General features: G+C 62.6%; 5 protein-coding genes. All 5 read left to right on the top strand.

All coding sequences use genetic code 11. The features are described 5' to 3' along the window. Positions 1–85 precede the first annotated feature (85 nt). The 5 genes from ACI3GR_RS07245 to ACI3GR_RS07225 are packed head-to-tail and all read left to right on the top strand — an operon-like array spanning position 86 to position 6,907. The gene (locus ACI3GR_RS07245; protein WP_407493413.1) at positions 86–430 is read left to right on the top strand and encodes a DUF3467 domain-containing protein; all 345 of its coding nucleotides are present in this window, start codon (positions 86–88) and stop codon (positions 428–430) included. Positions 431–453: 23 nt separating this feature from the next. After that, a complete protein-coding gene (locus ACI3GR_RS07240; RefSeq protein WP_407493412.1) occupies positions 454–2,307 on the top strand; it encodes a GAF domain-containing protein in 1,854 nt (617 codons plus the stop codon). Continuing rightward, positions 2,304–4,463, top strand: coding sequence for a peptidase M50 (locus tag ACI3GR_RS07235; RefSeq protein ID WP_407493411.1), 2,160 nt, complete (start codon positions 2,304–2,306; stop codon positions 4,461–4,463). The genes ACI3GR_RS07240 and ACI3GR_RS07235 overlap by 4 nt, the downstream gene beginning before the upstream one ends. Then, positions 4,456–6,120: a preprotein translocase subunit SecA gene (locus ACI3GR_RS07230; protein ID WP_407493410.1), complete on the top strand. Its 1,665-nt coding sequence runs from the start codon at positions 4,456–4,458 to the stop codon at positions 6,118–6,120. The genes ACI3GR_RS07235 and ACI3GR_RS07230 overlap by 8 nt, the downstream gene beginning before the upstream one ends. Beyond that, the gene (locus tag ACI3GR_RS07225; RefSeq protein WP_407493409.1) at positions 6,086–6,907 is read left to right on the top strand and encodes an efflux RND transporter periplasmic adaptor subunit; all 822 of its coding nucleotides are present in this window, start codon (positions 6,086–6,088) and stop codon (positions 6,905–6,907) included. Before ACI3GR_RS07230 ends, ACI3GR_RS07225 begins: the two co-directional genes overlap by 35 nt. Positions 6,908–6,913 lie beyond the last annotated feature (6 nt).

The following is a 6,913-nucleotide window of genomic DNA, read 5'->3' as shown; positions in this document are numbered from 1 at the left end:
AATCGACACAAAAACATCCGCATAGCTTTGCTTAGACTGATGGTCTAACATTCAAAAATACACGTAATTTAAGGAGGAAGACCCCATGGCCGATGAAGGCAAGTCAGACGCGAAAGCCACGGCGAAAAAGTCCAGTCCGAGCGTGACCTGGGACGACAGCCAGATGTCGACCAGCTACGCAAACGTGGTTAATGCCATCTCTAGCCGGGAAGAATTCACGCTGTTTTTTGGCACCAACCAGACGTGGAATGCACAGGACAGTGAACTGCGCGTTCAACTCTCGGACCGGGTGATCCTGAACCCCCACGCAGCCAAGCGCCTGCTGACGCTGCTGGCGGCGGTGATGAAGGAATATGAAAACCGGTTTGGTGTTGTGAACATCGACCTCGCCGCCGCGGCCGAGGCGATATCCAAACAGAAAGCAAGCTGACCTGAACGCGGTCACGGACCGTCATGACGGAAAAGACCCATAGCTCTCGTGCCGACCAAGTGGTCGAGCTGGATTCAGCGCTCTGGCGTCGTCTTCTGACCGAAGACGAGGACGACGAAGTCTTTTTCGATAGCTGGCTGGCGCTGCAAGCCCGGCAACTTCCGGGGGCCGTGAATGCGGTTCTTGTGGTGCTTGCCGAAGACGGGCGCCTGCGTCCCGTCGCCTTCTGGCCCAAGGGGGCACCTCCCGGGGCGGAGGCGATCAAAGCCGCCCAATCCGCCTTGAAAAAAGCCAGTGGCGTCGTCCGGCGTGCGCAGGAGGCGGACGGGCGGACAAATGCCTTTGCCTATCCCGTGAAGTCCGGGGACGAGGTCGTCGCTGTCGGGGCTTTCACAGTTCAGAATGCGTCTGAGGCGGACCTTCAGGCGGCGTTACGGCGGGTTCAATGGGGCTCTAGCTGGCTGGAAGGGCGTTTCGCCCATCAAGAGCGTGAGACCGTCAAGGATACCGCCGGACGTCTTGCCACGGTTCTGGACCTTGTCGGCGTCTCACTGGAACACGACAGCGCGGGCGCGGCAGCACTGGCTTTCACGACCGAAGCGGCAACCCGGCTGGGGGCCACGCGCGTATCGCTTGGCCAGAGGAAACGCTATCGTTCAAAGGTGCTGTCGGTCAGTCACAGCGCACAAATTTCCCGCCGTCAGAACCTTGTCCGGGGTATCGGCAATGCGATGGACGAGGCGATTGATCAGCGGCGTATAGTCGTCTTTCCGGCTGCCGATGACGACAATGCGGTCACCGCCTGCCATCGGGAATTGTCGCAGAAACTCGGCGCGTCCGGCCCGGTGGTTTCTGTCCCGCTGCACGACAACAAGCGGATCATCGGCGCGGTCACGGCTGAATTCCCGCCCGACAAGGTGGTCAGCGATGCCGATATCGACGCGTTGGAGGCGACCAGCGCGGTGTCGGCACAGATCCTTGATCTGCGGCGGCGGGAAGAGCGTTGGCTGATCACCAAAAGCGGCGAAGTCGTCTGGGCTCATCTGGGGCGATTGCTGGGGCGCGGTTATCTGGGGCGCAAGCTGGCGGTTCTAACGCTGATCGCCCTGACGATCTTCTTTGCCACCTACCACAGTGATTTCGACGTCCCTGCCCAAGCGTCGTTGGAAGGCGAGGTGCAGCGGGTCGTTGCGGCCCCCTTCGATGGCTATATCGCCACAGAAGCCGCGCGTCCCGGCGATCTTGTGCAACAAGGTGATGTGCTGGCCGCGCTGGATGATCGCGAACTGCAGCTAGAGCTTTCGGCCTGGCGCAATCGCCGTGTCCAGCACGAGGCCGAGCGGCAGCGCGCCCTTGCGGACCGTGACATCGCGCAGGCCAAGATTTTCGAGGCTCAGTCCGAAGAAGCCGATGTGCAGATTGCGCTGGTCGAGCGTCAGATTGAACTGGCGACCCTGCGCGCGCCGTTTGATGGCGTGATCCTGTCCGGTGATCTTAGTCAGGGGCTTGGGCGCGGTGTGCGGCTGGGCGATCCGCTGTTCCAGATCGCGCCTTTGGATCGGTACCGTGTGATCCTGCTGATCAGCGAAGAAGACATCTCGCATATCGCCGTGGGGCAGACGGGCGAGGTTTTGGTTTCGGCTTTTCCCGATCGTCCCTTCCCGGTCGAAGTGACCAAGATCACCGCTGTGACGTTGCCCGAGGAAGGCAAGAACGCCTTCCGGGTCGAAGCGACGCTGACCGGGGAAACGCCCGAATTACGCCCCGGCATGGAAGGTGCGGCGCGGATTGGAAGCGGCGAACATCTGCTGATCTGGATCTGGACGCGTCGTGCCACCAACTGGGCGCGGGTTCAGTTGTGGAAATGGTTGCCATGAGTGGCGGGCCTGACGAATTCCAGAACCCCTATTGGCATCAGCTGGCACGCTCCACGCCGCGCCTGTCGGATCAGGCCCGCGTGGATCGGCAAGAGGTGCGCGGCAACCTGTGGTTCGTCCTGCGTGACTCTCTGTCCGGTCGGCAGGTGCGCCTGACGCCCGAGGCATGGTATTTCGTCGGGCTGCTGGACGGTAACCATACCGTCGAACAGGCGATGGAGGCCGCGACCGAGCATCTGGAGGATGATGCGCCGGGACAAAGCGCGGTTCTGCGATTGATGGCGCAGTTGCATGGCGCGGGGTTGGTGCAGCTTGTCGGGGACGGTGCGGACACCGACCGCCTGTTTGCCACGTCCGAGGCGCTGCGGCGTCGCCGGATCCTGCAACAGATGCGCTCCCCCCTTGCGATCCGCCTGCCCTTTTTCGATCCGGAGCGCGTGTTGCAGCGGATGCTGCCACTGGCCCGGATGATCTATTCCCGCCTTGGGTTCCTGATCTGGTTCGGCATCGTGATCTGGGCCGGATGGACCGCCGTCCTGAATTTCGAACCGCTCACTGCGAACTTCATGGATCGGGTCCTGTCGACGGAAAACCTGATCCTGATGACCGTGGTTTTTGCGGTCATGAAGCTGTGCCATGAATTCGGCCACGGGCTGGCCGTCAAAAGATGGGGCGGTGAGGTGCATGAAATGGGTGTCATGTTCCTTGTCATGATCCCCATTCCGTATGTCGATGCGACCGCGGCCAATGAATTCCCGACCCGTCTGCGCCGCATCGCCGTGTCTGCGGGTGGTATGTATGTCGAGGCGTTCATCGCCGCTATAGCCCTTCTGCTTTGGGTGCAGGTTGAACCGGGCATCGTGCGCGCCACGCTGTACAATGCGGCGCTGATCGGCTCGGTCTCGACCCTGTTGTTCAACCTTAACCCGCTGCTGCGGTTCGATGGGTATTACATCCTGTCTGACCTGATCTCGATCCCGAACCTTGGCACGCGGGGCACGCGGTACACGCAGTACCTGATCCAGAGGTATATCCTTTGGCTCGACGATGCCTCCTCGCCCGAGACGGAGCCATCGGAAAAGCGCTGGCTGTTTTTCTACACCATTGCCGCCGTGATGTACCGGTTCGTCATCATCACCGCTATCGCGCTGGCTGTGGCGCATCAGTTGTTCTTTATCGGGATCCTGCTTGCCCTTTGGGCCGTGGCGCAGTTCCTTTTGTTGCCGGTGATTGGCGGGCTGAAGTTCCTGTTCCTATCGCCACGGGTGCAGAAATCGCGCACCGGCGTGGTCCTTCGCGCCGGGTTGGCGGTTGGGGTGATTGTCGGGCTGATCCTTCTGGTCCCTGCCCCGCGCACCACGGCGACCTTTGGCGTGGTCTGGGTCCCGGAAGACGGGGAGATTATCGCCGATACCGACGGTTTCGTGGACACCGTCCTGCCAGCTGAGGGGCAGTTGGTCCGTGTCGGTGACCCATTGATCCAATCACATAACGACGCGCTTATGGCGCAGAAAGCCCGGCTTGAGGCGCGGATCCGCGCGATGGACGCGCAATACCGCTCGGACTTCGTCACGGACCGCGTCGCGCTGCGCCTGACCTCGGTCGAGCTGACGCAATTGCGCGAACAGTTGGCCGCCGTCGAAGAGGATATTGATGAGCTGACGATCCGGGCCAGTTCCGAGGGGCGCTTTGCCTTGGCTGTGGCCGAGGATCTGAAAGACCGCTTCGTGCGTCGCGGGGATCGTCTGGGCTTTGTCATTCCGCCGGGCCTGCCGACGGTTCGTGTGGCCGTCAGTCAGCAGGATATCGGTCTGGTCCGGGATTCCCTGCGCGACATCCGCCTGCATTCGGTGTCGCCCGAAGGGGGTGAGATTGGCGCGCAGCTGGTCCGCACTGTTCCGGCGGCGACGGATGAGTTGCCGTCGATGTCCCTGTCGACCGCGGGTGGCGGTGAAATCCCCGTCACCACGGGCGAAGACGGAATGCCCCGCGCCGTGCAGGACCTGTTTCATTTCGAGCTGGAACCGAACGATGACACCGTGGCCTTTGACGTCGGACAGAAGGTGCATGTGAAGTTCGTGCACGACCCGGAACCGGTTGGTTTTCAGGTCTACCGACGCTTCCGGCAATTGTTCCTGAGGCAGTTCAATGTCTGAGCTCGCCACCGCCTCTGTTCCGCCGCTGCCCCACAGCCGTCCGGTCGTTGCCCCGGGCGTGCCGCGCACGTCCCGCCGCGTCGATCCGGCCAAAGCGGTCGAGGCGGTGAAGGCCGGCATCGGCGTCGCGCCAGAAGAACGGCATCACCGAATGGCCCGGCGACTGGCCGCTGGCGGTGCGGTCGAGACGCCGGAAGACGCCACGGACCTGCACATCGTTCTGGCCCTGCTGTTGATCGATGCCACGGCGGGCGGTGCGCAATGCCATGTGACCAGCTTTGACGACCACGCCCCGCAGATCGCGCTGGCGCTGGCCCCGGTGCTAGAAGCCGCGCAGGTCGGCTGGGCCGCTATTACGCCCGATGACGGGATGCGCCGCAGGGCGTTGAACTATCGCTCCCCTGTGGTCTTTGTCCGCGCGTCAGAGCTGGCGCTGGATCATCTGCGCGCACGGGGGATGGCGACCTTTCGTCGGACCGGGCCACGGGCCATGTTTGCCAAGCTGGCGCTGGATGCGTCGGACCAGCAGCCGCTGTTTCGGCGGCAGGCCGATATGCTGGTGGTGCTGGATGCCCATGACACCCTGTGCGAACGGGCGATGACCTCGATGGTGATTTCGGAAGAAGCGCCCAGCACCCCGGAAGACCGCTTTTTGTTCGACGCCTTTGGTGTTGCGATCCGTCTGGGGCGGCGGGATTGGATCATGGGCGAAGACGACATCACGCTGACCCGCGAAGGCCGTCAAAGGCTGGCTGTCATGTGTTCCAGCATGGGGCCGGAATGGTCCAACGCGGCGCGCAGCGAACTGACCGTGACCTTGGCCCTGAAAGCCATTCACCTGTGGGAGCGTGACATGCACTTCAGGTTGGATGAGGAGCATGGCGTGGTCCCGCTAAAGCCGCTTGGTCCGGGAACCGGCGATGGTGGCGCGCTTGATCCGCTGCGGGCGATTGCCCTTCGCGCGGGCGCGGTTGAGGCCGGGGCGCGCCGCACGGTGGAACGAATTACGCTGCGGGGCATGGCCGCGACCTATCCGCGGCACGCGGGTTTTGCTCATGACGCCGGGCGCTACGCGTCCGAGATGAAGGCCGTCTATGGTTTGCGGACCGACGCCGTACCTGTCCGCCGCTCTGACGCCCTTCTTTTCGCGCCGGATCATGTGGTCGACGTCTTGCCCGCGCGTGCCGATGGCCTGTGGCTGCCCATCCTAACCGGCGGGACGGACGCCGAAGCAAAAGCCCTTGCCGCCGCCTTGGAACGGCCCGATGTGGCCGACCGGTTGGCGACGCCGCCGGATGGCCCGCAAAGGATCGGCCCGCTGCTGTGGTTCCCGGCTGGGGATCCCATGCCGATGTTGCGGGACCACTTGTGCGACGGCACAGCGCTTGCTTATTTCTCGCGTCACTTTGGCTATTGGCCGCCCCTGCCCGCGGCGTGGGATTGCCGGCGTATCGCCTATGTCCCGCGCCCCAAACGAACGCAGGTGCCGGATGGGATTGCCCGCCTGCTGGCCCGGTGGTCCCGCCCCGGTCACTGGCTCGCCCGACGCCGCCTGTTGGCCGTGACCGCAGATGAAGCCGCTTTGCGAGACAAAATTCAGAAATTCGACGAGGAATGCCGGAATGCCGTATCGTTCATGTCCACTGCGCCCGAGTAAGCTGATCGCTTTGCTGGCCGTTCTGACCGGCCTGCCCGCGATGGCGCAGGACGGGCGGACCTATGAATGCCTGATTGAGCCGAAGGCAATCGTCAATGTCGGCTCTCGCTCTACTGGTATCCTGCAAGAGGTTCAGGCGGATCGCGGTATGACCGTCACCAAGGGTCAGGTTCTGGCCGTTCTGAATAGCGATATCGAGGCGGCCTCGGTCCGGATATCGGAAGAGCGTGCCAAGAACGACGCGGATATCGCGCTGGCCGAAGCACGGTTGGATTTCGAAAAGCTGAACACGCAGCGGGTCGAAACGCTACACGACCGCAATGTCGCGTCGCTTCAGGATTTGGAAACTGCCCGTGCGTCGCTGCAAATCGCGCGGCTGCAGGTCGAAGCGGCGCAGCGGGAAAAAACGCAGGCGCAATTGGATTACGAACGCAGCAAGGCGGTCTTTGATCAGCGTACGATCCGCAGCCCACTGGATGGTGTGGTTGTGGAAACGCCGCTCTCTCCGGGCGAGTTTGTCAGTGAATCCTCGGTCGTAGTGACGATTGCGGAGATTGATCCGCTGCACGTCTCGGCCTTTTTGCCGCTTGAGATGATGGGAACCATCGAGATCGGCGATCAGGTCACCGTGCTGCCTCAGGAACCCACGGGCGGACAGGTCGATGGTGTGGTGGATGTGATCGACCGGGTGATCGACGCGCGCAGCGGGACCATCGGTGTGCGGATCACCGTGCCAAACCCTGATCTGGAAACACTCGCAGGCTTACGTTGTCAGGTGCGGTTCTAAGTTCAC

This window comes from Pseudooceanicola aestuariicola (assembly GCF_045763785.1).
GTDB lineage: Bacteria > Pseudomonadota > Alphaproteobacteria > Rhodobacterales > Rhodobacteraceae > Pseudooceanicola.
The sequence above is the reverse complement of the archived record's forward strand: the minus strand, read 5'-3'. Positions and strand labels throughout refer to the sequence as shown.

Bases quoted from the DNA above. Each gene is read 5' to 3' on its own strand.
- ACI3GR_RS07225 (WP_407493409.1), top strand. From the start codon at position 6,086: ATGCCGTATCGTTCATGTCCACTGCGCCCGAGTAAGCTGATCGCTTTG.
- ACI3GR_RS07245 (WP_407493413.1), top strand. From the start codon at position 86: ATGGCCGATGAAGGCAAGTCAGACGCGAAAGCCACGGCGAAAAAGTCC.
- ACI3GR_RS07240 (WP_407493412.1), top strand. From the start codon at position 454: ATGACGGAAAAGACCCATAGCTCTCGTGCCGACCAAGTGGTCGAGCTG.
- ACI3GR_RS07230 (WP_407493410.1), top strand. From the start codon at position 4,456: ATGTCTGAGCTCGCCACCGCCTCTGTTCCGCCGCTGCCCCACAGCCGT.
- ACI3GR_RS07235 (WP_407493411.1), top strand. From the start codon at position 2,304: ATGAGTGGCGGGCCTGACGAATTCCAGAACCCCTATTGGCATCAGCTG.